Annotated in this window: 23 protein-coding genes; 13 read left to right on the forward strand and 10 right to left on the reverse strand. The window is 44.4% G+C overall.

The window, feature by feature from the left end; all coding sequences use genetic code 11:
* Positions 1 to 70: 70 nt before the first annotated feature.
* From WJR50_RS02825 to WJR50_RS02840, 4 genes are all read right to left on the reverse strand, one after another.
* On the reverse strand, positions 71 to 3,040 hold the full coding sequence (locus tag WJR50_RS02825) for a serine hydrolase domain-containing protein (RefSeq protein WP_341291699.1): 2,970 nt from the start codon (positions 3,038 to 3,040) through the stop codon (positions 71 to 73).
* A 208-nt stretch (positions 3,041 to 3,248) separates the two neighbouring features.
* Positions 3,249 to 3,521: a hypothetical protein gene (locus WJR50_RS02830; RefSeq protein WP_341291700.1), complete on the reverse strand. Its 273-nt coding sequence runs from the start codon at positions 3,519 to 3,521 to the stop codon at positions 3,249 to 3,251.
* Positions 3,522 to 3,598: 77 nt separating this feature from the next.
* Positions 3,599 to 4,666: a mandelate racemase/muconate lactonizing enzyme family protein gene (locus tag WJR50_RS02835; protein WP_341291701.1), complete on the reverse strand. Its 1,068-nt coding sequence runs from the start codon at positions 4,664 to 4,666 to the stop codon at positions 3,599 to 3,601.
* Positions 4,656 to 5,723, reverse strand: a complete 1,068-nt coding sequence (locus WJR50_RS02840; RefSeq protein WP_341291702.1) for an N-acetyltransferase DgcN family protein — start codon at positions 5,721 to 5,723, stop codon at positions 4,656 to 4,658. Before WJR50_RS02840 ends, WJR50_RS02835 begins: the two co-directional genes overlap by 11 nt.
* Before the next feature lie 129 nt (positions 5,724 to 5,852).
* On the opposite strand from WJR50_RS02840, the gene WJR50_RS02845 reads away from it, so the two are divergent.
* The 3 genes from WJR50_RS02845 to WJR50_RS02855 all read left to right on the forward strand — a co-directional run bounded on the left by WJR50_RS02845 (position 5,853) and on the right by WJR50_RS02855 (position 8,467).
* Positions 5,853 to 6,632 (forward strand): M15 family metallopeptidase, encoded by a 780-nt coding sequence (locus tag WJR50_RS02845; protein ID WP_341291703.1) that lies wholly within the window; start codon positions 5,853 to 5,855, stop codon positions 6,630 to 6,632.
* Positions 6,633 to 6,658: 26 nt separating this feature from the next.
* Complete coding sequence (locus tag WJR50_RS02850) at positions 6,659 to 7,804, forward strand: OmpA family protein (protein ID WP_341291704.1); 1,146 nt, start codon at positions 6,659 to 6,661, stop codon at positions 7,802 to 7,804.
* A 201-nt stretch (positions 7,805 to 8,005) separates the two neighbouring features.
* Positions 8,006 to 8,467 (forward strand): hypothetical protein, encoded by a 462-nt coding sequence (locus WJR50_RS02855; RefSeq protein WP_341291705.1) that lies wholly within the window; start codon positions 8,006 to 8,008, stop codon positions 8,465 to 8,467.
* A 50-nt stretch (positions 8,468 to 8,517) separates the two neighbouring features.
* On the opposite strand, the gene WJR50_RS02860 is transcribed toward WJR50_RS02855, so the two are convergent.
* The 3 genes from WJR50_RS02860 to WJR50_RS02870 form a co-directional block, all read right to left on the reverse strand.
* Positions 8,518 to 9,075: a hypothetical protein gene (locus tag WJR50_RS02860; RefSeq protein WP_341291706.1), complete on the reverse strand. Its 558-nt coding sequence runs from the start codon at positions 9,073 to 9,075 to the stop codon at positions 8,518 to 8,520.
* Complete coding sequence (locus WJR50_RS02865) at positions 9,072 to 9,554, reverse strand: RNA polymerase sigma factor (protein ID WP_341291707.1); 483 nt, start codon at positions 9,552 to 9,554, stop codon at positions 9,072 to 9,074. Before WJR50_RS02865 ends, WJR50_RS02860 begins: the two co-directional genes overlap by 4 nt.
* Before the next feature lie 148 nt (positions 9,555 to 9,702).
* Complete coding sequence (locus WJR50_RS02870; protein ID WP_341291708.1) at positions 9,703 to 10,569, reverse strand: TraB/GumN family protein; 867 nt, start codon at positions 10,567 to 10,569, stop codon at positions 9,703 to 9,705.
* 148 nt (positions 10,570 to 10,717) lie between these two features.
* On the opposite strand from WJR50_RS02870, the gene WJR50_RS02875 reads away from it, so the two are divergent.
* Positions 10,718 to 11,665, forward strand: coding sequence for a helix-turn-helix transcriptional regulator (locus WJR50_RS02875; RefSeq protein WP_341291709.1), 948 nt, complete (start codon positions 10,718 to 10,720; stop codon positions 11,663 to 11,665).
* Between the two features lie 76 nt (positions 11,666 to 11,741).
* On the forward strand, positions 11,742 to 12,125 hold the full coding sequence (locus WJR50_RS02880; protein ID WP_341291710.1) for a VOC family protein: 384 nt from the start codon (positions 11,742 to 11,744) through the stop codon (positions 12,123 to 12,125).
* A gap of 147 nt (positions 12,126 to 12,272) precedes the next feature.
* On the opposite strand, the gene WJR50_RS02885 is transcribed toward WJR50_RS02880, so the two are convergent.
* The 3 genes from WJR50_RS02885 to WJR50_RS02895 form a co-directional block, all read right to left on the reverse strand.
* The gene (locus WJR50_RS02885) at positions 12,273 to 13,700 is read right to left on the reverse strand and encodes a M14 family zinc carboxypeptidase (protein WP_341291711.1); all 1,428 of its coding nucleotides are present in this window, start codon (positions 13,698 to 13,700) and stop codon (positions 12,273 to 12,275) included.
* Between the two features lie 88 nt (positions 13,701 to 13,788).
* Positions 13,789 to 14,205, reverse strand: coding sequence for a DUF427 domain-containing protein (locus tag WJR50_RS02890; protein WP_341291712.1), 417 nt, complete (start codon positions 14,203 to 14,205; stop codon positions 13,789 to 13,791).
* Between the two features lie 50 nt (positions 14,206 to 14,255).
* Positions 14,256 to 15,377, reverse strand: coding sequence for a T9SS type A sorting domain-containing protein (locus WJR50_RS02895; RefSeq protein ID WP_341291713.1), 1,122 nt, complete (start codon positions 15,375 to 15,377; stop codon positions 14,256 to 14,258).
* A gap of 160 nt (positions 15,378 to 15,537) precedes the next feature.
* On the opposite strand from WJR50_RS02895, the gene WJR50_RS02900 reads away from it, so the two are divergent.
* The 8 genes from WJR50_RS02900 (at position 15,538) to WJR50_RS02935 (ending at position 26,705) form a co-directional block, all read left to right on the forward strand.
* On the forward strand, positions 15,538 to 18,012 hold the full coding sequence (locus tag WJR50_RS02900; protein ID WP_341291714.1) for a zinc-dependent metalloprotease: 2,475 nt from the start codon (positions 15,538 to 15,540) through the stop codon (positions 18,010 to 18,012).
* 910 nt (positions 18,013 to 18,922) lie between these two features.
* The gene (locus WJR50_RS02905) at positions 18,923 to 19,669 is read left to right on the forward strand and encodes a DUF6733 family protein (RefSeq protein WP_341291715.1); all 747 of its coding nucleotides are present in this window, start codon (positions 18,923 to 18,925) and stop codon (positions 19,667 to 19,669) included.
* A 151-nt stretch (positions 19,670 to 19,820) separates the two neighbouring features.
* The gene (locus WJR50_RS02910) at positions 19,821 to 20,240 is read left to right on the forward strand and encodes a DUF4385 domain-containing protein (protein WP_341291716.1); all 420 of its coding nucleotides are present in this window, start codon (positions 19,821 to 19,823) and stop codon (positions 20,238 to 20,240) included.
* Between the two features lie 789 nt (positions 20,241 to 21,029).
* The gene (locus tag WJR50_RS02915) at positions 21,030 to 21,365 is read left to right on the forward strand and encodes a nucleotidyltransferase family protein (protein WP_341291717.1); all 336 of its coding nucleotides are present in this window, start codon (positions 21,030 to 21,032) and stop codon (positions 21,363 to 21,365) included.
* Positions 21,334 to 21,660, forward strand: a complete 327-nt coding sequence (locus WJR50_RS02920; RefSeq protein WP_341291718.1) for a HepT-like ribonuclease domain-containing protein — start codon at positions 21,334 to 21,336, stop codon at positions 21,658 to 21,660. Before WJR50_RS02915 ends, WJR50_RS02920 begins: the two co-directional genes overlap by 32 nt.
* Before the next feature lie 191 nt (positions 21,661 to 21,851).
* On the forward strand, positions 21,852 to 22,703 hold the full coding sequence (locus tag WJR50_RS02925; RefSeq protein WP_341291719.1) for a glycerophosphodiester phosphodiesterase family protein: 852 nt from the start codon (positions 21,852 to 21,854) through the stop codon (positions 22,701 to 22,703).
* 88 nt (positions 22,704 to 22,791) lie between these two features.
* Positions 22,792 to 25,212, forward strand: a complete 2,421-nt coding sequence (locus WJR50_RS02930; RefSeq protein ID WP_341291720.1) for a penicillin acylase family protein — start codon at positions 22,792 to 22,794, stop codon at positions 25,210 to 25,212.
* A 116-nt stretch (positions 25,213 to 25,328) separates the two neighbouring features.
* The gene (locus WJR50_RS02935) at positions 25,329 to 26,705 is read left to right on the forward strand and encodes a DUF2254 domain-containing protein (RefSeq protein WP_341291721.1); all 1,377 of its coding nucleotides are present in this window, start codon (positions 25,329 to 25,331) and stop codon (positions 26,703 to 26,705) included.
* Positions 26,706 to 26,737 lie beyond the last annotated feature (32 nt).

Below are 26,737 nucleotides of genomic sequence, written 5' to 3' on the forward strand. Positions count from 1 at the left end.
AAAACAAAAGAGTATAAAAAAAGCCTCATAAGAGGCTAAAGGTGTTCATTATAAGAAAAAACTTACATGACTATTTCAGGGGAGGCTTTTCCATAGCATCATACAATACCTGCTGAATGTTGGTGCGGGTGTTCAGCTGATAAAGACGAGTGTTTTCACGGGTAGGATGTACACGATTTGACATAAAAACGTATAGCAGGTTAGATTCAGGGTCGGCCCAGGTAAAAGTACCAGTAAAGCCTGAGTGGCCAAAACTAGAGGGGCTGGCATCTTTTGCTACATTATTGTTTTCTCCTCTGTATTCCAGGTTGGGTTTGTCAAAGCCCAAGCCTCTCCGGTTATCATTTTCCGGAAACTGATAGCGGGTAAATTCTTCAAGCGTTTCTTCACTGATATATCGCTTACCTCCGTATTCCCCTTTATCCATATACATCTGCATCAGCTTGGCCAGATCGTTGGCATTGGAGAAAAGGCCCGCATTGGCAGATACACCTCCCATCATGATAGCCCCCTCATCGTGTACACTGCCATGTATGGCTTCATGACGAAAAAGAAAATCATGTTCAGTAGGGACTATACTTTCTTTTGGAAATTCTTCCATAGGATTGTAAGTCAAGGTAGTAGCTCCAAGAGGGGTATAAAAATTTTCGTCGATATAAGTGAGGTAATCTTCACCACTCAGTTCTTCTACGATAGTGGGGAGCAGGTAAAATAAGAGTCCTGAGTACAGATACTTTTTCTCCTCTTCCAACGGAGATTTCTTGATAGCCTTGAAGATTTTCTTCTTGTAGTTGCGGTGTAGCCAAAGGTTATCGGTGATTTTGACAGGAAAGCGGCGTGAGGAATCCTCTTTGAAAGTAAACCATCTATAGCTGCCATTATTCCGCAACGTATTTTCCCAGTAGGCTATCCAGGATTTAAAGCGTGCCTGATGTGCCAGGATATCCCGAAAAGGGACCTCCGCTTTGTTAGAACCTCTAAAATAGGGCAGGTAATCATCAATGCTGGCATCTATATCAAATTTGCCTTCATCGTGCAGCTTCATGATCGCTGGCAGGGCAGAAGATATTTTGGAAATAGAAGCCAGATCATATAGGTCGGTTTTCTCTACTTGAATAGTATCAAAGTAGGAGTGGAGACCATAAGCTTTGTAAAATACCACCTTCTTTTCTTTGGCTACCAGTACTTGTCCGCCGGGAATGGCTTTCATATTAATTGCCTCCCACATCAATGAGTCTATGCCTGCCTGTAAAACCTCCGAGTTCATACCCGCATCTTCGGGTAGGGTATAGTTGAAGCGGATGTTTCCGGTAACATCAATCCCCTCACCTAATGCAAATTTATTACCTACACTAACGGGCAGACGGCCGCTGGCACTCACGCCTCCAAAAATCAACTGGGCGGCAAGTTCTTGTGCATCAGTATTGTCCTGATAAGTTATGATGAGGCCATCAGCCTGCTCTATATTGTTGAGTTTGCCCAGTACATAAGGATTTTTGAATACGGAAACAATAGCATTATCCATCTTAGCCATATCACTGAGCAATTGCATAACAGGAGCGGAGAATTTGATGCTATTCCGAGGATATTTAGAGTCATCATGTACGCCAGCAATAACTAAGTCATAATTTTTTAAACTAGCTTTCACCTCATTCACCTGCTGGCTACTGGCTTTTTCGTCCAGTATGAAACTGCGTACCTTGGTGTAGTTATTCAGCATCTTCTGAAAAGGCGTAACCCGGCTGGCGCCAAAAGATACCGAAGCAATTTTTAGGGTATCCAGCCGCTGGATAGGCATCAGTTCATTTTTATTGCTCAGCACGGTGAGTGCTGCTTCCATCAGCTTACGATTGAGCAGTTTGCTGGTGGGCGTATTCATTTCGGTAGCAATATTCTCAACCACTACCGGCTCATAATTATCCAAACCTACCCACTGCTTGACCGCCAGCATTTTGCGGCAGCGCAAGTCAATTTCTTCCTGAGAAATCAGTCCCTGATCAATGGCCTTTTTGATCTCAGTAATGGCTTTAGGTACATTTTCGGTAAATTCCAGAACATCATTACCGGCCAGGATAGCGTCTTTATCTACTACGCCCTGTTCGTTACCAGCGGTTACGCCTTTCATGTTCATGGCATCCGTCACGATCAGTCCTTCAAAGCCTAATTCCTCTTTAAGCAACTCTGTAACGATAGGCTTGGAGAGGGTAGAAGGCAAGCCTATCGTAGGATCAAGTGAAGGGATATTGAGGTGAGCCACCATGATGCCTCCTACACCACTTTCAATAATTTTGCGGAAAGGATAAAGCTCCAAAGAGTCCAGTCTCTCCCGGCTGTGGTTGATCTGGGGCAAAGCATAATGAGAGTCAGTATCGGTGTCGCCATGACCGGGAAAGTGCTTGGCGGTGGTCAGGATATGTTCATCCTGCATACCTTTCATATAGGCAATTCCTTTGTCAGCTACATTATACTTATCTTCCCCGAAGGAACGAAAGTTAATGACTGGATTTCCGGGGTTGTTGTTGACATCCACAACCGGAGCAAAGTTCACATGCATACCGCTGCGCTTAAACTGGCGAGCAATATCTTTACCCATTTGATAGAGCATGTTATCATCCTGAATAGCTCCTAAAGTCATCTGGAAGGGATAATTGATGGTACTGTCCAGACGCATACCAATGCCCCATTCCGCGTCCATCGCTATAAGCAAAGGCACATCAGAAGCAGCCTGTAAATTATTGATCATGCGGGCCTGTCTTCCCGGTCCACCCTGGAAGAAAATAAAGCCGCCAATCTTCTGCTCTCTGACGAGCGTTTGTAGCTCCTGCATATGGGTAGCGTCGCGGTTGGAGTAAGCAGCAGCGACAATTAACTGGGCGATACGTTCTTCCTGAGAAAGGGAGTTAAATACAGAGTCTACCCAGGGGCTATGGGTATATTGTAAGAATGGAGGTGTGGACTGCGAAGTTTCCTGTGCCTGCACAGAAGCAAAGGCAGTCAGAATAGCCATACATCCGAGTAGTAAAAGTCTTTTCAAATTCATGCGTTATAAAATCAGGGTTCTTGTGGCTAACAAAATTTTCCGCTAAAATAACGAATAAAAGATGGGTTTATTAAAAAAGCCTGGCATAAGCCAAGGCTAGCGTTCTTTTCGGAGGGCTAAAGAAGTAATAAAGCTCAAGCTTTTTCATAAAAGCTAGTGTATGGAGTGTTTAATTTTTCAAATGCTAGTACATAAAGGACGCAAGATACTATTGAAGTGCTAGGTTAGGTTTGTTTTCTTTAGGAATGTTATCTGATTCCAGCCTCTGAGCGATATAGGTAGCTTTAGTCACTATATTAAAACCATCTTTAGGATGAAGAATACTTGACCATTGCTGCCCATACTCAGGTATACGCAAAGGGCTGGTATTACTAACACTTACTATTACATCCTTATCAAAATCTGCATAAAATATTTGGCTACAACTGCAGGCTAAAAAGATAAACAGGGCTAGGCTGGAGAAGAACTTGAAAATTTTCATGCAATCAATTTTACCCATTGGTAAAACAGATACGCAAAATGTAACCCTCTAACTCAAAGCTTTCCTAAAGAATTTTTCTATACCTTCTCCACGCCTAAGCCAGGCTTATCGGTAACCGACATCACTCCGTCTTTCAGCACAAAACCGCCTTTCACGACATCACGCGCCAGGTCAAAGCTGCCATCCAGGTCAATGTACTTGGTGTTGGCAGAAGAAAAGGCAGCATGCAGAGCAGCCGAGATACTGATGATACTTTCGTCATTACAGCCCCACATCAGGTCTATATCCGCTCCCCCAGCAATGGCCGCGATTTCTTTGGCACAACTGATTCCTCCGCATTTCATCAGCTTAATGTTAAAAATTCCTCCGGCAGTAGGTTTGGACGCCAGCATCAACGCATCATGAGGATTTTTGACCGTTTCATCCAGGGCTACCATTTTTTTGACTACGGTAGGTAATTTTTTGTACTCTTCCACAGCATCAGCTGGCAATGGCTGCTCAATCAGTTCCAGATCCAGGGAAAGGGTTTTGTAGTAAAAATCTTCCAGCTGCATTTTGGTATAGCCCTGATTGGCATCCACCCTAAGGACAATGTCTTTTTTGAAATGTTCCTTAAGCTTTTGTAGCCGGGCGATATCTTCTTCTAAAGAAACCCCGGTCTTGACCTTTATATACTTAAACCCTCTGCCTACATACTCCTTGGCTTCTTCTAAGGTTTCTTCTACTCCCTTAATGCCAATGGTGATAGAAGTGGGCAGAGAGCTGTGTTTTTGTCCCAGATATTTAACCAGAGGAATATCCAGATATTTGGTGAATAAGTCATGAAGGGCAATATCCAATGTAGCCTGCACTCCGGGGTATTGCGGAAAATGCTGGTTGACTTCATAGCAGAGCTGCTGCATTTCGCGGATGTCACGTCCGATGAGCCAGTCAAAGTTATGCTCACGCAGCAGTCTGGCAGTATCATTGACATCCTCACCTACTACGTACTTACTGGGGTTGGCCGCACCAAGTCCACTCATTCCATTATCCAGTATGATCTCTACGATACAATTGTCTACCGAATCAACAGATTTGTACGAAATGCTGTAAGGACGAGTCAGTTCAAGGTTCTCCTTGCTTATCTTGATATCTTTAATCTTCATAACTACCAATCATTTTCTGGATGAGAGGAACGGTAGCTTCTAGTCCTTCCTGCAAAGGAATGATCACGGGTATACCAAACTGCTCCTCATATTGTTTTTTGTAATCCCTGGCTTGATCTGGGCTAAGGTTTTGCTCATTAATGGTAATGGCAAAAACTTTGGAGCCATACATTTCTATCAGCTTAATTTCTTTTTCTATTGCTGGTATTTCCAGTTGCTCATCGTCAAAATGGTGGAAATACTTTCTGCCGGGAGCATGTTGTAAAATGACATGCTTTGCTTCTCCTGACAGTAAAAATTCTGAGCCACCCGGGCCACTGGGGTTACAAAGAGAGCTTTGACCCTCCAGTAGAATCACATCTGGTTTTACCGCTTCCCAGCAGCGAACAATGGCATCTTCCAACTCGCCAGAGATAAAATCATTAAAGGTAGAATCAAAGATAAATCCAAATTGACTACCCTGCATCCAGCCGGTTTGTCCGGTATAAATCATTTCTGTTTGGATATCAGCTTGCTGTAAGGCATGCATCAACAGACGGGTAGTAGTGCGTTTTCCCAGATTACAATCTGTACCCAAAATGGCGATCTTAGGACATTTTACATTTTTAACACGTCCGGTCCAGAACTTCAGTTCATGGCGAGGCTTGGGTTTGCGGATATCGGTAATTGTGACCTTATGCTCCTCAGCCAGGGTGATCAGTTCCGGGATATCGCTCATAAATTCGTGCAGTCCACTGACGATAGACATGCCAGTGCGAATCGCTTCTTTGACCGTATCCAGCATACCATCAGGAATGAGGCCTCCCTTTCCCGCTACACCTACCAGACAGAACTGTGCTTCCTGGGCAGAAGTATTCAGGAAAGTTTGGAGGTTTTCAAAAACAGGTATGCCGCGACGCTTGCCATCTACCACTTCTCCGGCATCTTTGCCGCTGTGCAGATGATCAACCACTGCCAGTATCCTATATTTTGAAGTATCTCTGATGAGACCGTGAGCTGTTTTGGCACGAGGGGTATCCAGGTAACCCTGGGTAATGATGATTGCGTTTCCTTCCATAAATGCTTGTGTAGTATATTAGCGGCATAGATAATAAAATATGCTTAAAAATCAGATGAGGCTAAATGATTATTTTGTGCTTTGACACACTTTAGTAGTTTTGAAGCTTTAATCTTATGCAGAAGCAAAATGAGAGTACTTAACTATTGTCTGGAAGTAGGGTTGTGCGTGAGCATATTTACCGCCTGCCAACAACCGTCAAAAGAAGAAGTTGACAATCAGGATTTGGATAGTCTGGAAGCGCAAACGGAAACAATCATGGAAGCAGATACGATAGATAGCATGGAAAAAGCATCTTTAGATACTTTAGAAGAGAGTTTAATAGCCCAGGGGCTGGTCAAGCTCAGGGAAATGGACTCCAGCATCGTAGTGCATTTGCGTTATAGCACGACTGATAATTTCGTGGGGGTAGATGTATACGGAGATTTTGATGAAGCTTATATGCAGCCCGAACCTGCACAAATGTTGGCCCAGGCAAATCACTACCTTAAAGAGATCAATCCTGAATATACGCTCTACATTTATGACGCAGTACGTCCCCGTTCGGTGCAGCAAATTTTGTGGGATACGCTGGATAGGCCGGTAGAAGAAAAGCATAAATATGTAGCCAATCCTCAGGAAGGCTCAATCCACAATTACGGAGCGGCAGTGGACCTCACCATTGCCGATGCCAATGGGCTGCCCATTGATATGGGAACTGACTTTGACTATTTCGGCGTAAAGGCTTATCCGATTCATGAAAAAGAAATGATGGCTCAGGGGGAGCTTAGCGAAGCGCAGGTAGCCAATCGCAGACTGCTACGCGATGTGATGACCAGAGCCGGATTCTCCACCATCACCAGCGAATGGTGGCATTTCAACGCCATGTCCAGGGCTGAGGCTGACAGCCGGTACGGCATTGTGGAATAATCTTTTGTATGTTTCGTTAAAAAAGTATGTTCAGGTGCAGTATCATAGGGTTGATGTTATTTGCCTCCTTATCCTGTCTGGCACAGATAAGTGTCGATACATCCTATACTGCGGAAAGCCTGGTACATGAAGTATTTGTAGGAGAGCTTAGCGAAGTGAAAACGATTAGCTACCGTGGCTCCTATCAGTCTATCGGACTTTTTGAAACCGAATATCCGGACTTCCCTTTGGCAAAAGGTATTATCCTTTCTACCGGAAAAGCAAAAAACGCCATTGGCCCCAATGGCTCTCCCAATCGGAGCACAGCATTTTATAAGGAAGGTGATGAGCATCTGGATAAGCTTAGCGCCAGAACAACCCATGATGCTACAGTGCTGGAATTTACATTTCTACCCGAACACAATACTATCGCTTTTGAATACATCTTTGCCTCCGATGAGTATCCTGAATATGTAGGCAAAGGCTTCAATGATGTATTTGCCTTTATACTTACTGACATCAGAGCGCGGAAGGAAGAGAATTTAGCCATCGTACCCCACACCCAGTTGCCGGTACATATTGATAATATCAATGCCCGGCGCAATGCTGAATGGTTTATTGACAATACAGATCGCAGAACCGCCCCCTGGCACGACATACTGGAATATGACGGTATGACAAAATTATTGACTGCCCAGGCCAGGGTAGTTCCCGGACGCTATTACCGTATCAAATTAGCCATTGCCGATGTAGATGATGCCATGCTGGACTCCAGCGTCATTCTGAAAGAAAAATCTTTTCGGAGCTTTGATCAACCTATTCAGGCAGAAGCAGATTCAAATGTTGTAGCTTCTGCCATACCGCCCAGCATTGTCCTATTTGACTGGGACAGCAGTGAGCTTACGGAAGAAGCGAAAAAACAATTACATGATTTTGCAGGGCAGGTATTGACGCATTCTCCCCAAGCCATTCGTGTAATAGGCCATACCGATGCTTTGGGTAGTAATGATTATAATGAAAAGCTGGCCAGAAAAAGAGTGCAGGCAGTAGTAAATTACCTGGCGACATTGGGCTTAAAAGGAAAGGTAAGTCTATACCGGCAAAGCAAAGGTGAAAATGAGCCGGTTGCTTCCAACGCTGAGGAAAAAGGTCGTTCTCAGAATCGTCGTGTAGAGGTTAGGGCAGAAAATTGAAGAAAACTTATAGAAAATTTCCAATCTTAATATTTTAAGTAGATACACTTAATTGTTTTTTCTGCGCTTAAACTGTTTTTTGTGAATTTATAAGTAAAAGCTTTGAATCTTACCTGAGATGAATAGTAGTATAAAATATGATTTTTCTAATGATTTATTTGAATGAACTTTGATGGGTTAAAAACCAAATTTATTCAATCTATGAAAAAGAATGTTTTATCTCTGATGTTGCTGTCATTCATGGCAGTGTCTCTCTTCTCATGCAGCAAAGATGACGAGGATTTTGATGTTCAGGTAGGAATTATTGGCGAGTGGTCATTAGCATCTGCTGATATTTTGATAGAAGGAAAAAGCATGCAGGAATATGCCAAAGATGCTGGAATTTCTGAAGAACAACTTGAGTTTTTTGATTTTAGCGAATTTGAAAGCGAAACAAAGTTTGACTTTCAGGAGAATGGCGTATTAGTAATGAAGGATAGTGAAGGTGAAATGAATAGCTCGTGGTCAGCAGACAAAAAAACACTTACCATCACTGAAGGTGATTACGATATAGTGTATAATGTAAAGTCTTTATCTGATACCAAAGCGGTACTTTCTTATAAGGATGAATCGCATGTGTATGGTGATTTTAACATTGAGTCTATACTTACTCTAAAAAAATGATCATTATTTGATTAGAACAGAGAAACCACGCTCGCAAAAGCGTGGTTTTTTTATGGCTTCTCTGATGATGAAAGGGCTTCAAGCGACAGACTGATTTTTTTGATACTAAGCATCCATTTTCTAATCTCCACCCCACTTCTGATCATTATACTCAGACCAAGAAGCACAAGGATGAGTAGGAATTTCTCAGAAGTCAAAGGTACTCTCAGCAGCAGGAAAGCAATGATACTGCTGAAAAAGAGCACAGAAAAGGCTGCCGAGAACTGTATCTGTATCCAGAGACGCTTTACGATCTTCTGTAATGACTTTTGTAAATTCTGCCCTTTTTGATTAAGACTTAAACTTCGGTAAAGCCAAAGGTTATTGACAATGCCTATGCTTACTGCACACAGAAAGAGCAAATTGACCCATAGGCTGTTTTTTTCCGGGTCCAGGCCAGTAAAGAAAACGACCAATACAATAAAAAAGGCTGTAGATTCAATAAGTACTTTTCTTTGGGCTTTTGCCGAAACAGAAGAAGATCGCTGTCTGATCATCTGCTGAATCTGTTCAGTACTTTTGCCTGCTTGTTCTGAGTGCCATTGGTTTTTAAGATCATCCAGGTTCATGCGTTTTTGGGATTTAGAAGTTGACTTAATTTTGCTTTGATACGATTGAGTTTTACCCCTATATAATTGACAGAGATGCCGATGATGTCTGCCATTTCTTCATAAGCATAATCATCCAGATAGAGTGTAATGATAGCTTTTTCGCCTTCATTAAGTAAGGCAATGGCCCGGTACAGTTTCTCCTTCTCAGGATGCTCAGCCGGGGCTTCCCGCACTGCCTCATCATGCTTAGTCAGAGGTATCGTACTTTTCATGAGCGAAGGTTTACGGTAGCGAGCGATAGCTGTACTCAGTGCTACCTTGTACATCCAGCTTGACACCCGAGCTTCTCCTCTGAAGGAAGGCCAGGATTTCCATAGCTGATAGAGAATTTCCTGAAACAGATCTTCTCTATCTTCAGGAGTATCTCTGTAGATGCGGCAAACCTTATGGATGATGCCCTGATGCTGACTGATGATATGGGTGAAGTCTTCTTTCAATACTGATTTTTGCTGAGTAAGTAGCAAAAAGAGACTTTCTTCTTACAGTAGATGTTAAAAAAATTACCTGAAAGCTCTTGTATGGGTGTACTAAAAAGAAAAACCAGCCTGAAAAAGCTGGTTTTGTGATGTGAGAATCAATATTTTTTTACTGAACAGCATTGACTGTATATCCTGCCTCTTTCAGTAATTTGATAACCCCTTTCGGTCCGCCCAGGTGGCCCGCACCTACCGCAAAGAAACTGGCTTTTTCTTTTGCCATTTCTTCTATCAGCGGTAACCATTTCTGATTGCGATCATCCAGTAAAGCTTCTTCAGCACCTTCCATATCCGCCATACTATCATGCACCATTTGGTAAAGTCCCTGAATATCCTGTTGGTTGTATTTGTTCAGCATACTTTCAATTTCATCCACGCTCTCATCGTACTCCCGGATAGTTTTTACCAGATAGTCAGATTGTTCCTTGAGCGGAATAGCATCAAATACTGCAATCTGATCGGCTATTGTTTCCAGGCCATACACTTCCATTTCCTGCTGCTGGGCGGCCTGTACCAGCTTCATCTCATAAGAACCTGGCTGACAGTCTAGTATAGGAATCATAATCACTGAGCTAAGCAGCATAGGTTTCATCTTACTCATGGCTTGCATAGGCACACCCACAGAATCTTGTAGGTATTCTGACACCATATTATAATCATCTTCACTCAGCAGGCTTTGCAGTGTAGTGCCATCCTGCATCATAGAAGCGGCCATCATCTCCTGCATTATGCCTGGCTCATCCATGTCTAGCTCCAGTACCAACTGCTCGCTTGCGTCCAGCGCTTCCTGCATTTTAGGTGTAATTTTGATGTCGCCTGGGCACATCAGGTGAATAGTGCCATAGAGATAAGAGGGTTTTTCCAGACCTTTGCCACTGATCTGCCAGAGTAGAGACTTGTTGTTCTGCGCAGAAGCATTCCATGCTGTAAGTGCAAAAAGGCCTATGAAACTAAGTATTTGGGTCAATTTTTTCATATTCATTTAAAGGTTATGTTATGTACTGATCGGTTAGTATACAAAACTATGAGATTATTACATCTGCGTCGCGAAAATATGGTGGAAAACTCACGGTATCCTTGTCCAGGATTTTTAATTTTAGGCAGATCTTTTTTAACGCTTGCTTATGAACCGCATTGATCGCCTCACTGCCATGCTTATCCAGCTACAAAGCCAACGGGTCACCAAAGCTCAGGAACTGGCCGATCGTTTTGACATCAGCCTTCGCACGGTGTACCGCGATGTACGGGCTTTGGAAGAAGCTGGTGTTCCCATAGGTTCAGAAGCGGGTATTGGCTATTTTCTGGCAGATGGTTATCGTTTGCCTCCGGTCATGTTTAGTCCAGAAGAAGCACGAGCATTGCTCACTGCCCATCATTTTATCAACACTTTTACGGATGTAGGTGTACAACAGGCCTACGAGAGTGCGCTATTCAAAATTAAGTCCGTACTGTCTACCCAGGAGCAGGACATGCTGGAAGACCTACAGGACAAAGTGAAAGTAGTAGCTCCTCCTGCCCGTTCGGATCATCCTGACGATATACATCTGAGTAAACTACAGCAGGCGCTGATGCAAAGGCAGGTAATAGAAATGGAATATTTCTCCCCGGCTAGTGGCGTATTTACCAAGCGAAGTATTGAACCAATTGGCTTAGTATACTATGGAGATGCCTGGCATGTGATCGCTTTCTGTCAGCTTCGGCAGGACTATCGTGATTTTCGGCTGGACCGGATGAGTAAGGTCAATGTGCTGAGTCAGCACTATCATTTGCGCGACCGTATTTCGCTGGAGCAATACCTCAAAGAGCAGAGCCAGACGACTGATGCGAGGCTCATGAAAGTGTATTTTGATCAGAGAATAGCTCGTTATACCACACAAACCCGCTATGCACAAGGTTTCATACAGGAAGAAAAAAATGAACATGGCAGCGAAATGTGGTTTATGGTAGGCTCTGAACAGTACTTTGCCCGCTGGCTACTCACTTATACCAGCCATGTTTGCATTATTGAACCGGAGAGCCTCAAGCAAACCATGAAAAAACTGATAGAAGAGCTTCAACATCATTTTTTATAAAATCTGCAAACCCTACTGACATAGGGTTGTCACCCTGCCCTCATAAGTTTGTGCCATCACCAAAATTCACAGACTTATGCAAATGTGCACCGGAATCATTACCCGCAAAATTCAGGAGAGCAAAGCTTTCTACGAGTATTATTTTGGCTTTGAGACCATCTATGAAGTTGAGTGGTTTGTCTTACTCAGAAAAGGTCCTTACGAGTTGTCTTTCATGCAGCCGGAAATTCCCGGGCAACATCGTTTGTTTAATCCTCCTTATACTCAGGGGGCATGGCTGGCAATGGAAGTAGAAGATGTGGATGCTGAATACCAGCGCTTGCTGGAAGCCAAAGCGCCGGTCATTACCGAGCCTCAAAACGAAAAATGGGGAGATCGTCATTTTGTAGTAGAAGACCCTAACGGTATGGGTGTAGATATATACATGCGCCTGCCGGCTGAGGAAGGGCAGGAAATGTAGAAAAGGTATCATAATAAACACTTATCACCCTTTGTATCCCAAACCTCTGTGTTCTTTGCGTGAAAAAAAGCTTCCTCAGGTTTCACGCAAAGAGCGCAGCGCAAAGAGTAGATAGTACGAGCGAAGAATGCTGAGAGATTTACTTCCTTAAAGCTTTCTTAAAAAACCATTCACGACAGCGTACTGAGGCTCACCATCTTTTTCCAGAATGAAATTAGGGCGATTGCGCAGTTTCAAGCTATGGTCAGGTTCAGAGTAGCGGCTGGTAACATCCAGAATAAGTTGCTTACGAACTTCTTCCTGCCCTGATAAATCCGATACTCTTACCGTTGTGTAGCCTTCTCTCATTAATTTTTTTGCATCCAGTTTTTGTACTGCGGTTAAGTCGGGTTGTACTTCTTCATATACTTTGCCGGGTACGGCTACCATACCTTCCGCGTCAAACTCTTCGTAGCCATAAAAAGTAGACATGTCGCCCAACTCTTGTATACTTCCAATGGGGAAGAAATCATTGATGTTTTCAAATTCAATCTCAATGTGGTTGATCCCCACATCTATAGTATATAGCTTATCATTTATTTCCTTCTGTACATTGCGTACGATGAGGTCGTAGAGGTAACGTTCGTTTTCAGGAATTTCCCAATACCTCTCCCTATCATATTGCTTGTAGCTTTCAGTAGCGATAGAATGAAGGGCAGTGACGAGCAGCATAAAGTTGAGTTTGCGAATCTGCTGCTTCTCAGGATCATCAGGATAACCACCTGATTCAATAAGCACGGTGCTGGTCCCCCACTTTTGAATGTTATCACCAAAAGCACGGGGTTCAAAGTCGTCATTATAGCGGGCAACATGCCCTTCTACATAATGTTGTAAGGCTTCATTAAGCTGTACGATCATCTGCATGGCGCGCTCTCGCACGGGGTTGACGTCTTTGGCATAATTATAAGCCGGAGGCAGGAAAGAAATGGTAGCAGCCTCTTCATTCACCCCGGCAGTGTAATAAGTACTCTGATCGTGCAGGTTAAAGCCAAAGTCAGCATCCAAGCTGTCACGAATGTTTTTGAGGATTTGTGACTCGGGAGATTGCAGGCGAAGCGCATCGCGGTTCATATCAACGCCCAGTGCATTGCGACGCTCAAACTCTTCCGCTCCATCAGGATTAAGCATGGGGATGAAGTGTACAGTCACATTTTGTAAGATCGTACTCCGGATATCTTCAAACCTGCGATCATCGGCAGTAAAAAAATTAAACAAATCCAGTCCTGCCATAGTCGCAGTGGACTCATCGCCATGCATCTGTGACCAGAGAAGTACCTGTGTTTCTCCCTGTCCAAAAGAAACATCGTAAATAGCTCTGCCTTCAATAGACTCTCCGAGCTTAGTCACGCTGAATCCCGGCTGTTCCCGTAGCCTAAGCAGAATAGGTTCAAGATCGCTGTGGGTGAAACGTCTCGTTTGAATAGCTTCTTCTTTATATTTATTGTAGGCATCATATACCTGCTGGTAGACTGGCTTCTGGGCACAACTCACCTGACAAAAGATCAGAGAAAACACAATGAGAATCAGATACTTCATATACAAAAATTTCTGCCAAACCTAGCTTTAAATGCTGAAAAGGGCAAGCGCTTGTATTTTCAGTTTGTCAGCAAGCAGAAGAAAAGGATTAGGCATCAATATGTTCTATGATCTGTACCTGTGATTGATCAAAGGCAATATGTTCTTTCAGCATTTTACTTCTGTCCAGAGGTTGGCTGTAGTGCCAGGCTACATTTTCCATTGGGGTACCGGTAAAATTGACGTCAAAATATTCGGTATCGCCTTTCAGCGGGCAATGGGTAGATTTTTCAGTTCTGTGTAGTGCATCCATCTGCACATCATCTTTAGGAAAGTAAAATACCGGATCGTAGAGGTCAAAGCCGACTTCCTGTACTTTTAGCACCTTATTGGATTTGGCAATTTCTTTCCCCTGAATAGTAGCGGTAACCGTCTTATCTATTGGTTTGACACGCATGAAGTGGCGTGCATCATTGGGATCATGGATAGCTTCCTTGATCAGTGTTACTTTTTCTGTATCGCTCATAGTCTTTTAATATGAGCAACTGCTAAAGGGAGGTAAATTGTTTTGGAATCTTACCGCTTCATGAAACGAATTGTCTTTTTGAGGTTGCCATTTTGCAGGGTAAGGAAATATACACCCTGACTGGCTGAAGTGATGTCATATTTGCTTTCACCCATGGCTATCGGCTCCTGCATGATCTCTTGTCCCAGGATATTATAGATACCTACCGTGCCTCCCAGCCAGCGATCATCGTTAACCTCCAGGGTAAACTCCCCGGGAGTAGGATTAGGGAAGATATTGACCTTAGGTTTACTTACTTCCTCCTGCGTGGCAGTAATATAATTGTTTGCCTGCGTATTATTCAGCGTATCCATCACGTGCAGGGTAAAGTCACGGGTGATATAGCCTATGTTGGTCCACTCCCCATCTACCTCACGCCATTCATTGACGCGTAATGCCACTGCGAACTTACCCCCCAGGTTAGGAGCGTCCCATACCAATGCATCATCATTAAAATACATGTCGGGGGTGTCTCCATCAGAAGAAACTGGCTGAGGGGCAAAGCGGAGATCAAACTCATGCGGCAGGCGATAGCCACTCACTGTTTCGTCCACATTCTGCATAGGCGTAATCAGTTCAAAGCTCAGGCTGTCACCATCTGCATCCGTAGGTTCTAAGGGCAGGCTGTAGATAGATTTGGCATAGGCAAGGGGAGCAATCGTGCTTCCCAGTTGAGGAGTACTATTACATCCCTGCAGCGCGTCTATATTGAGCAGTGTTTCCGTATAGAAAGGAGTTGTCACCGAGTTGCGCATATTTGCCACATCAGCATTACGGTTAGATTCTTTAAGGTAAATGGTATATTCTCCCGGACCGGGAAAAGTATGGCTTACAGACAATGAGCTTTTTCTATAAAGTTGACCATCTACCTGATATGTAGTTTCTTCTAGATCCAGATAACCAAGCATGATAGGTTCACCATGACCCACATACAGCTCACCCGGCCCAAATTCTACATCAGAACCAGTATGCTCATAAAGATTGATCTCAATCTCATAAGTATAAGTCTGACAGTTGGTGGCTGTGGCGGTAATCTCACCTCCGATCAGGTGAGTGGCTTTCATAACTACCGGAATATTCAGTAAGATGAAAGTGAATATTGCAGAATAAAATATTTTGTATACTTGCTTCATGAAATTTCCTGATTGTGTTTGACATTCCTTCCCTTAGAATTCTATATTTACCTTTCTTTCCCTTTTCCCTCTATAACTATTAGACACAACAAACTGGCAAAGGGTTTAAAGGGTATTGGAGATATTTTTCATTAAAGCTAAGCCTTAATTTACCTAACCTATGAAACAATACTTACTATTGTGCCTGGCGCTTTGTGGCCTTGCCTTCACCTCCTTCGCTGCCGATGATGAGACCATCAGCGAGAAAACCAAAGACATGGAAAAGTATGAAGGCTATTTTACCTTCTACTGGGATGAAGACGAGGGCAAAATCTGGCTGGAGATCGATAAATTTGATACCGACTTCCTCTATTACAACTCATTATCTGCCGGAGCAGGTTCCAATGACATCGGGCTGGACCGGGGACGCCTCAACCGCTCCCAGGTGATGCAGTTCCGCCGCAGCGGACCCAAAATCCTCTTTGTGGAGCCTAATCAGGACTACCGGGCCATTACCGACAATCCTGATGAGAAGCGTGCGGTGAAAGAATCCTTTGCCGAAGCCGTGATGTATGGCTTTAAAGTGGAAGCGGAAGAAGACGACAAAGTGCTGGTAGATGCTACCGACTTCTTTCTTGATGATGCGGTAGGCGTGAAAGACATGATCAAGCGCAGCAAGCAGGGAAGCTTTAGCCTGGACAAATCCCGCTCGGCTTTTTACCTGCCACTCACCAAGAATTTTCCTAAAAACACGGAATTTGAAGTTACCCTGACCTTTACCGGTTCTGATGCCGGGGCTTATCTGCGTTCGGTCAGCCCCAATCCTGATGCTTTTACCGTACGTCAGCACCATTCTTTTGTAGAGCTGCCCGATGATGATTACGAACCCCGTAAGTTTGATCCGCGGGCGGGCTATGGCTCCATTCAGTACATGGATTATGCTACTGATGTGGACCAACCCATCATGCAGCGCTTTATCCGCCGCCACCGCTTGCAGAAAAAAGATCCCAGTGCGGAGGTCAGCGAAGCGGTTGAGCCTATCATTTACTATCTGGACCCCGGTGCACCCGAGCCGATACGTTCGGCCCTCATGGATGGCATTCGCTGGTGGAACCAGGCTTTTGAAGCGGCCGGGTATAAGGATGCTTTTCAGGTAAAACTGCTGCCCGAAGATGCCGACCCTATGGATATCCGCTACAATTATGTGCAGTGGGTGCACCGTTCTACCCGCGGCTGGTCTTACGGAAGCAGCGTTTACGATCCACGTACCGGAGAAATCATCAAAGGAAAGGTGACACTCGGTTCTTTGCGTGTCCGTCAGGATTTTCTGATTGCCTCTGGTCTGATAGCGGCTTATGAAGAAGGGGAAGAAGTCTCTGAGGAGATGATGGAGATGGCTTTGCAACGTATCCGCCAGCTGGGAGCCCATGAAGTAGGGCATACGCTGGGCCTTTCGCATAACTATGCCTCTACTTATGAAGGCCGACATTCGGTGATGGACTATCCTCACCCTCTGGTGAAGATCAAAAACAGAAATGAGCTGGACCTTTCTGATGCCTATACCAATGAGATCGGGGCCTGGGATGAGGTAGCCATCACTTATGGCTATCAGGATTTCCCCGAAGGAGTAGATGAGGAAGAAGGGCTGAACGACATTATCCAGCAGTCTATCAGCGATAAGCTTTTGTTTATCTCTGACCGGGATGCCCGGGCGGAAAGCGGTGCGCATCCTTACGCCCACCTCTGGGACAATGGTACGGATGCCGATGAAGAGCTGAAAAGAGTGATGCAGGTACGGAGAATCGCCCTCAAAAATATTTCTGAAAAGAAAATACCCTTCGGACAGCCTATGGCGACCCTGGAAGAAGTGCTGGTGCCTATGTACATGTTTCACCGCTATCAGGTAGAAGCTACTTCCAAACTGATTGGCGGACTGAATTACACCTACGCTGTGCGGGGAGATGGACAAATGCCCCTGCAAGTAGTAGACGGGGATAAACAGCGTGCTGCCATTGCTGCCCTGCTGGAAACAATTCATCCGGGGGCACTGGTGATCCCTGAAGAGGTGCTGGAACTGATTCCTCCCTATCCTCTGGGCTATGATGAAAACGAGCGGGAAGTTTTCAAGTCACGTACCGGACTTACTTTTGATCCCATAGGCGCGGCAGAGTCGGCAGCCAACTTTACATTAGGCCTCATGCTGAATCATGAGCGTGTAACGCGTATGATAGACCTGTCTTCCCGCTATGATGATGTTCCCGGCTTTACCGAAATGGCGGATGAACTGATTGAAGCTACTATCAACACACCTAAACAGGATGGATATCCCGGAGAGGTTCAACGCTTGGTAGATAGGCTGGTGCTGGATCATTTGATCAAGCTTGCCTCCAATGCCAATGCTTCCGGTCAGGCCCGGGCTATCGCTACGCTTAAGGTGAATGATATAAAACGCATGATGGAAATTAAATTGAGAAATGGAGTGGATGAAAATACAGAAGCACAATATGTCTTTGCACTGGCACAGATTCGTCGCTTTGAGAACGATCCCGAAGATGTGAAAATAACCGATCCTCTCTCTGCTCCTGACGGTTCTCCTATTGGTCAGGATGCCCTGAATGCCATCGGCAGTGGTATGGAAGACTGGTGTGGGCACTAAATATTCTCTGATCTACCCTCATGGCAATATGTATGCAAGCTGCCAAGCTGCTAAGGGGGTGTTTCTGATTTGAATATTTTCAAAATATTAAGGCTTCTACTGATAAAGCCTATCAACCTCTGAGTTGATAGGCTTTTTTCATTTTATTCTGTATTTTCCTTTTGTGGCAAATTATTCTATAAGTAAAATAGAGTAATCTTCATGTCTAAGCACATTTTTCTCAGCAAACACTTACTCTTTCCCTTGATATTTATTGATAGAAGATATTTTAGGATCATTTTTTACATGATATTTTTAAATATTCATAAATATAAGGCTTAATTATGGTGATTATTTAAATAAACAAAATATTTAATTGAAAATATTTCTTTTTACTATATTTTGTATTTATTTAGCGATTACATTCTGAAATATGATGCATCATGTCAATATTATTTGATTATTTTTAATAAAACAGTAAAAACATTTTGAACTACACAAAACAGCATATGAAATATTTGTACCTCTAATTTTATGTCAAGGCCAGCACACTGGTATCTTTTGTGAAGGTTGCCAGGGGCCAAATGCTATCCATATATTGCTTTGCCGATAAACAGATTCAAAGCCTTAAAAAATCAGGCCATAGTCTACTGCAACTACGATTATCATCTTATCTGAATGCGAATAAAAAGCGCATCCGGACGCCATTGTCGCCGCTTTCATTTATAGATGGGTACAAGGAGATGGTCTGGGCATTACGATTCCGTTATTTAGTATACCCTTAGGGTTCGGAACTCAATTTTCGGCGTGATGCTAACATCCTGCCCGTTAGGGGGATGTCCGGACTTCAACGATCAATCTCTGTAAAGGAGCTAGCTAGAGTACTACATATCTTGCAACAATCAATTTATCAAATCCAAACCGTAAAATCATGAACAAAACCGCCTTACTTACAATTATCAGTTGTTTTTTCCTATTCGCACTACCCCTTTCTTCCTTTGCACAGGATGAAGATGAAAGCAAACTTTCAGTAGGTGTAGCACTCAACTTAGATGCTTTTTTTGGTTTTTATCCTTCGTTAGTAGGAGGGTATGAATTGAACGATAACCTGGACTTCACCTTCTACGGCATCCAATGGGGAGCTGGGACAGGAAGTGCTTGGGGCAACTGGACCGAATTTGGTGTGGGACTTAACTACTCACTTGGTAACCTGGACATTAACCCGCAACTAGGGTTTACAATGGGTTCATTACTTTCCAGTGGTGCCGCCCAACCCGGAGTTATTGGAGACGGTATAGTTCCTAACCTCACCATGAACTATGGGGATGATATGTTTGAAGGACAATTTTACCTGGGATACTACGGTGCACTCAGAGATGAAACAGCAGCGGGTCAATCCACTAATAACTATATGCACTACTGGTTGAATGCAGGAGTGAAAGCAGGTACTTTTATGTCAGTGGGTGCCCATTATGAAGAGCTTTTCCTTTCAGGAGGTTCTATTAACGAAGGAGGTAGTCTTGAGAGCGCTGATGGCTACCGCTGGTTAGGCCCCTATCTGCAATTTGCTAAAGGAGATGCAGGGCTGAGATTCTCTTTTGGTGGAGATCTTACCGATGATGAGGATTCATTCTCTTTGAATGACTTCTATAAAATGGCCTTTTTCATGAACTTCTAGTTTTATTCCTGATATCAATTACAGGCTTATATCCACAGGGCTGCTTCTTCATCAGAAGCAGCTTTTTTTGATTCCTGTGCAGGCCCAACAAAAGCATGCATTGACAACAACTGTCAAAAATAAGAGTTATGTCAGAAACAGATGTGTCGCCATGCCCTTTGATTATTCCCTTGATTTTGAGAACACAGACTTCCGCAAGCAGCCTCATCGCTACCGGGTGGGCAAAGGGGAGCAGGGCGTATTGATGGTAGAGCCTTACAAGTCAGAAATACTGCCTCACTGGCGCTTTAAGACAACCGACATTGCCCGCACCTCTTCCGAGAAGATTTACCAGCTGTTTCTGGATTACCTGGAAGCGGGGGATTTTGTAGGGGCCGACATGGCTCGCAAGTTTCTGCAGATGGGCTACACCCGTTCCCGCCGTTATGCCAACCACAAAAGTGGCCGCAAGTACAAAAGCAATCCTCAGAAAGCGACTGACGAAGCAGCGGAGAAAGAAGCCCGCAAAGAAATATTGCCCCGCGAAGAAGATCCGGTAAAAGCCCGGTCGGCCGCTATCTTCAAAGCCTAATGGGAGGAGGCTAAGGCGCATGGACAATACCAGAAGATGCTGAAGGCACATAAAGAAAAGTATGGCTAAGCAAAGCTTGTAGGCTAGGCTACCCTTCATGCTCAGGAAGATTATGCTGCACCTGCTTTTCCTGAGGTGTAGGGGAGATGTAAGCTTTTCCGTTTCTAAAGCAGGGCTTTTGGCTGTTCATTTGCCTTATAAACAGCACTTAGCAAAGCATTTAACTGCTCAAATGTCACCAATCCTGATGAAATCATAGCATTTAAGTATTCAAATGGAGTGCTCCCTACAGAATTCAGAGCATTTGAACGTTCAAATGCTTCAAATCTTCCCGGATTCAGGGCATTTCATTGTTCAAATGGGATGATTCAGACTGAAATCAAAGCATTTAAACATTCAAATGGCATTTATGCTGAGATTTACTAGTATTTTCAGCAATGAAATTGAGTATTCGTTGCTAAATTTATAATCTTACTTTTCTGTCTCTTTGTTTTTCTTCGCTGAAAAAAACTGGTGGAAGAGGTAAGGTTTAGACAAAAACCAAAAGGTAAATGATTTTAATCAATAGCCACTTGTGTTTCGCAAACTCTTCTGTCATCTCGTTAGAGATCTTTACCGAAGTGCAGTCCATTAATAGCTTCAGATATATTAAAGTTTTAGACTTTGACAAACCTTCCACTTCAGTTACTAGTGCCGAACGTAGAAATTTAATATTGAAAGTTTGTGAGACGCCCAGTCAGGTACACAAACTCTGGCGGAGAACTTCCATAAAATGTTTATCTTGAGCCTATGAAAATAAAGGAAGAGATACAGCAAAAAGCGAATGCGTTTCTACAGATATGCCAGTCGCATCATGTGGCTTCGCTGTATGTATTTGGCTCATCTTTTACTGATAAGTTTGATGAAGCTTCCAGTGACGTAGACCTGCTGGTGGAAATTGATGAACCTGATCCTGTGCTAAGAGGAGAACAGTTGATGTCATTGTGGGATCAACTTGAGACTTTTTTCCAACGCAAAGTGGATTTGCTTACCTACTCCTCTGTTAAAAACCCAGTCTTAAAGAAAAATATTGAGGCTACCAAACTGCTGATTTATGACGGAAGAGGGCAGAAAGTACTTGTCTGATATTCTAATAGCTATCAATCTGATTGAGCAGTTTACAAAAGATACTCCTGATTTTGAAACCTATCAGGCTGACCTGAAAACCCAGAGTGCTATAGAGAGACAACTGGCAATTGTTGGAGAGGCTTTAAATAAATTCAGAAGAACCGTACCCGAAGTAAATATCAAGCATGCTCAACAGATTATTGCCTTTAGGAATCGGCTCGTTCACGCCTATGATAGTATTGATAACGCAATAGTTTGGGCAATTTTGCAAAACCATTTACCCAAATTAAAGGAAGAGATAGCAAAAAAGTAGATTGCTATCATCAAAACCATTTTTATTCCCATTCGCCCGTATTCGTACCTTGCTCTCGTCTGAGTGCAATGGAAGGTTCGCCATTAAAAAACACCCCTGCTGTGCTTCTTAACATTAAAACAACAGCGAAAAAAGGCTGATCTCTCATAAAAGCCTTACATTTCTGCTTCATCCTAAACCTATCCACCTACATGAAAAAAGTTTTTCTGTTCCTCCTGACGTATGTCCTCGTACTGACATCCTTCGGGCAGGAAGTCGCTACGCAAAATGATTTTGAACAGCTCAAAGCTGACTTTTTAAACCCTCATTCATCCCGCATATTAGTGGCCTCGCATCGGGCAGTGCATCATGAATATCCTGAAAACTCCATTCCCGCGGTGCAGCAGGCCATTGAGCAAGGCGTAGACATCATAGAAATAGATGTAAAAGTGAGTGAGGACGGCATGGCCTTCCTGATGCACGACCGTACTATAGACAGAACTACTACGGGCAAAGGCGATCCCGAAAAAATGAGCTGGAAGGAACTGCAAAAGCTTTCGCTGGTGCACGATGGAAAAGTAACTCCCTACAAAATCCCAACGCTGGAAGAAATTCTGCTGCTCAGCAAGGGCAAAATCCTGGTAGACCTGGACCTCAAGACCAGCGAGATTGATCAGGTGATTGAAATTGTGGAGAAAACCGGCACCGAAGGCAATGTCTTCTTTTTTGACAGCGAATATGAAGTACTGAAAAAGGTGCAGGAGGCTAACCCAGACTTTATGATCATGCCCCGCGCCTACTCCCTGCCCATGGCCGACTCTGCCCTACAGCTTTTCTCTCCCGAAGTGGTGCACATTGATTTCTCCTTTTATGATGACAAAACCGTAGAGCTGATCAAGTCGCACGACGCAAGGGTTTGGATCAACGCGCTGGGTGACCCTGACGATGCGCTACAGGCGGGAAAGGCAGAAGAGACCTTGGAGAAGTTGCTGGAATACGGAGCCAACATCATTCAGACCGATTATCCAGTAGAATGGATGCAGCACCTATCTTCAGGAGAGTAGCGCATAGAATTAAGCAAAGATTTTTTATCTTAGGCAGCTAAGAGCAATCCTGCTCATTTGTAAAACCAATACTTTACCTGACCTAAGCATGATGCACAAACTGCTGCTGACCTTATTTTTTACCTTTTTTACTTTTTCCTCTTTTGCCAACGATACTTTAAAGCTGGAAGGCCTGCAGTCCCCGGTAGAAGTCTACCGCGATCCCTGGGGTATCAACCATATCTATGCAGAAAATGAGCATGACCTCTTCTTTGCCCAGGGATACTGCGCCGCCCGCGATCGTCTCTTCCAGTTTGAGGTCTGGCGTAGACAAACCGAAGGCACAGTAGCCGAAATACTGGGCGAGCGAGAGCTTAAGCGTGACATAGGTACTCGTCTGTTTAAGTTCAGAGGCAATATGCGGCAGGAACTGAACCATTATCACCCGCGTGGTGAGGCGATTATCAAAGCTTTTGTAGAAGGGGTGAATGCCTATATCGGAGAGACCGAGAAGAACGCTGATCTGCTACCGATGGAGTTTGAACTGCTGGGCATCAAGCCCGGCTACTGGACACTGGAGAATGTAATCTCCCGCCATCAGGGCTTATTGGGCAATATCGGAGAAGAAATGGAAGTAGGCAGAGCAGTAGCCTTGCTGGGACCGGATAAAGTGAACCAACTGATGAACTTTCATCCCGGCACACCCGATCTGGCACTGGATACCGCCATCAATACGGAGCTGCTGTTTGATGATATACTTGAATTGTACAACGCTTATCGCAAGTCGGTACAGTTTCGCCCCGAGGATATTGTCAATGCCAAATGGAGAGCCGAGGCTGATATATCAGAGCAGATTATGGAAGAACGGCAACTGGCTTTGGCAGATCTGGAAGAAGAAAAAGCAAGCATTGGCAGCAACAATTGGGTAGTGACCGGCGAGCATACGCAAAGCGGCTTTCCCATGATGGCCAATGATCCGCATCGTACGCAGGCGGTGCCTTCATTACGTTACTGGGTACACCTCAATGCGCCCGGCTGGAACGTGATTGGAGGAGGTGAACCGGAGATTCCCGGCGTTTCCATTGGTCATAATGAGTATGGTGCCTGGGGCTTAACTGTATTTCGTACCGATGGTGAGGATTTATATGTGTACGATACCAACCCTGACGATCCTTCACAGTACCGCTACCAGGATCGCTGGGAAGATATGCGGGTGATACAGGAAAGTATTGCAGTAAAAGGACAGGAAGATGTAAGTGTGGACCTAAAATATACCCGTCATGGTCCGGTAGTGTATGAAGATACAGTAAACCATAAAGCCTATGCCATTCGCTGCGCCTGGCTGGAAGAGGGAGGCTCTCCTTACCTGGCCAGCCTGCGCATGGATCAGGCCAAAAGCTGGGAAGAGTTTAGAGAAGCCTGTAGTTATAGCCATATCCCCGGAGAAAACATGGTGTGGGCGGATAAAGCAGGCAATATCGGCTGGCAGGCGGTGGGTATCGCTCCCATTCGTCCGCACTGGAGTGGCCTGGTGCCCGTTCCCGGAGATGGACGTTATGAGTGGGATGGCTATCTGCCCATCAAAGCCAAGCCTCATGTGTATAATCCTGAAAGCGGCATCAAAGCGACTGCCAATGAGAAGCAGGTGCCCGATGGCTATCCCTATCGCAACGCCATGAGCTATAGCTGGTCCGACTCTTACCGTGCCGACCGTCTTGCGGAAGTGCTGCACACCGGCAAAAAACACAGTCTGATGGACATGGCGCAGTTGCAGACCGATTATCTGTCTGTTCCTGCCCGTAATCTGGTGCCTCTGCTCAAAGGTTTGGAGATCAGTGACCGGCAAACCGCCCAGGCCAGAGATCTTCTGCTAGAATGGGATTACAAACTGGAGGCAAACTCGGTGGCAGCTGCTATCTACGATCGCTGGGAAGATCAGCTTAAGGATAATATGCATGCTTTGATGGTTCCTGAAAAAGCACAGGAGATTATTATATCCCTTCCCATGACCAATGTGGTCAACTGGCTGGTCAGTCCGCTGCCCGAAATGGGTGATAATCCGGTCTGGAGAGACCCCGTAGCAGTGCGTGATCGCTTATTGGTAAGTAGTCTGGAAGAAGCAGTCAATGCATTAAGTGATCGTTTAGGCAATGATATGGACGACTGGCAGTACGGACAGGAAGATTATAAGCATATTTTACTTCGTCATCCGCTGAGTGCAGCAGTCAATGCACAGACCAGAGCTAAACTGGATGTAGGACCATATCCCCGGGGAGGTAACAGTTATACCGTAGGCAGTACCGGCGGCAATGACAACCAGTCATCTGGCGCTTCTTTCCGTCTCATAGTAGATACCGGCGACTGGGACAGGGCTCTGGGTAGCAATACCCCTGGTCAGTCGGGTAATCCTGACAGTCCTTACTACCGCAATCTGTTTGAGCAGTGGGCACAGGATCGTTATTTCCCGGTATATTACAGTAAAGAGAAAGTAGAGCAGGCCGCGGAGGAGGTACTGAGGTTACAGCCCTGATGGCTATGTTCTTCTTAACCTTTACTGCTATAGGCTATAGATCATGAAGTGGAAAACTCTGGACCAATTAACAAATATAAGCTTTACAGGTTTTTCTGGTGTAAGCAACTTACCTCATGCCAAATAAATCTACCAGAATCTCTACCAACAAGCTGAGCAAGTTCTATTTAGGAGTGATCTCGAGTGTGGCTTTCTATCCCACCATGATTGCTTTGGGGCTGCTCATGCTATCCATAGTCGCTCTTTACATTGACGAACGTACGCCGAGCACTATATTTGGCAATGAAATACCCATAAAGAATGTTCTTGCGCCAGATAGTGTAAGGTCATTGCTGGGAGCTATCGGTGGAGGAATGATCTCCCTGATGGTATTTAGCTTTTCTATGGTGATGGTAATTCTGAACCAGGCAGCGTCCAACTATTCGCCTCGTTTGCTGCCTAACATGATAGAAAGAAAACATCATCAGGTGGTACTGGGCTTTTACCTGGGGACTATTGCTTACACTTTTGTAGTACTTTCCAGCATTCAGTCCAGAATGTATACTTTCGGGGTACCAACTTTATCAGTAGCCATCAATGCGCTGCTCTGCCTGGTTTGCCTTGGTTTGTTCATCTCTTTCATCAATAATATTTCTCAGATCATACAAATAGGCAATATCATCGGTAGCTTGCACACGAGTACACTTAAAGGTATAACCCATGAAATCAACGAAGAAGTGTACATTCCTCCTCATCAATTGCCTGACGTGAAGGGCTGGCATCTTACCATCAGTCCGATTTCAGGCTACCTAGACAGCATTGACCATGCATCCCTTCTTAAATTAGCCTCTAAACTGGGCGTTATGTTGAAAATATGTGTCCCCTTAGGGCGGTTTGTCAACCAGGGCGATCCGATATTGCTGAGCAGTAGCCCTATTCATGAAAAGGAACGTGCCCAGGTATTTCGCAAAATGGTATTCAGGCATCAGGAAAATGTGAGTCAGAATTACATTTATGGATTTAAGCAGCTTACTGAAGTGGCGGTCAAAGCATTGAGCCCGGGTATCAACGATCCTGGGACGGCCATACAGGCACTGGATCGGCTGACGGACTTATTTGTAGTGAGAATGAGCGTATCAGGACTTAAAATTAAAACGGATAAGCAGGGAAATCTTCGTGTAATTTATGAGCCGGTATATTTTCAGGATCTGTTATACTTCAGTATTGGTACAATCATCAACTACGCGGACAATGACCTACCGGTAAACCACAAACTGATCCAAGTGCTGGGTGCGATTGCGCGTAATGACGATGAGAGGCAGCACACTGACATTATTTTATCTATGCTGGACGATCTGGTGACTCATTTTATGGGTAAGTTTACCACTACTTCAGACAGGTATTCACTAAGCCTACAAACGCAACAAATCATTAAGCAGTATCCTAAGCATCCAACAACTTTGTTGATACAAAACAGAATAGCCGAAGTAATACCATTGGTGATAGCGAAGTAAGTGTGTTCTCTTTTCTACAGTCTAAAGACAAC

This window comes from Catalinimonas locisalis (assembly GCF_038039535.1).
GTDB lineage: Bacteria > Bacteroidota > Bacteroidia > Cytophagales > Cyclobacteriaceae > Catalinimonas.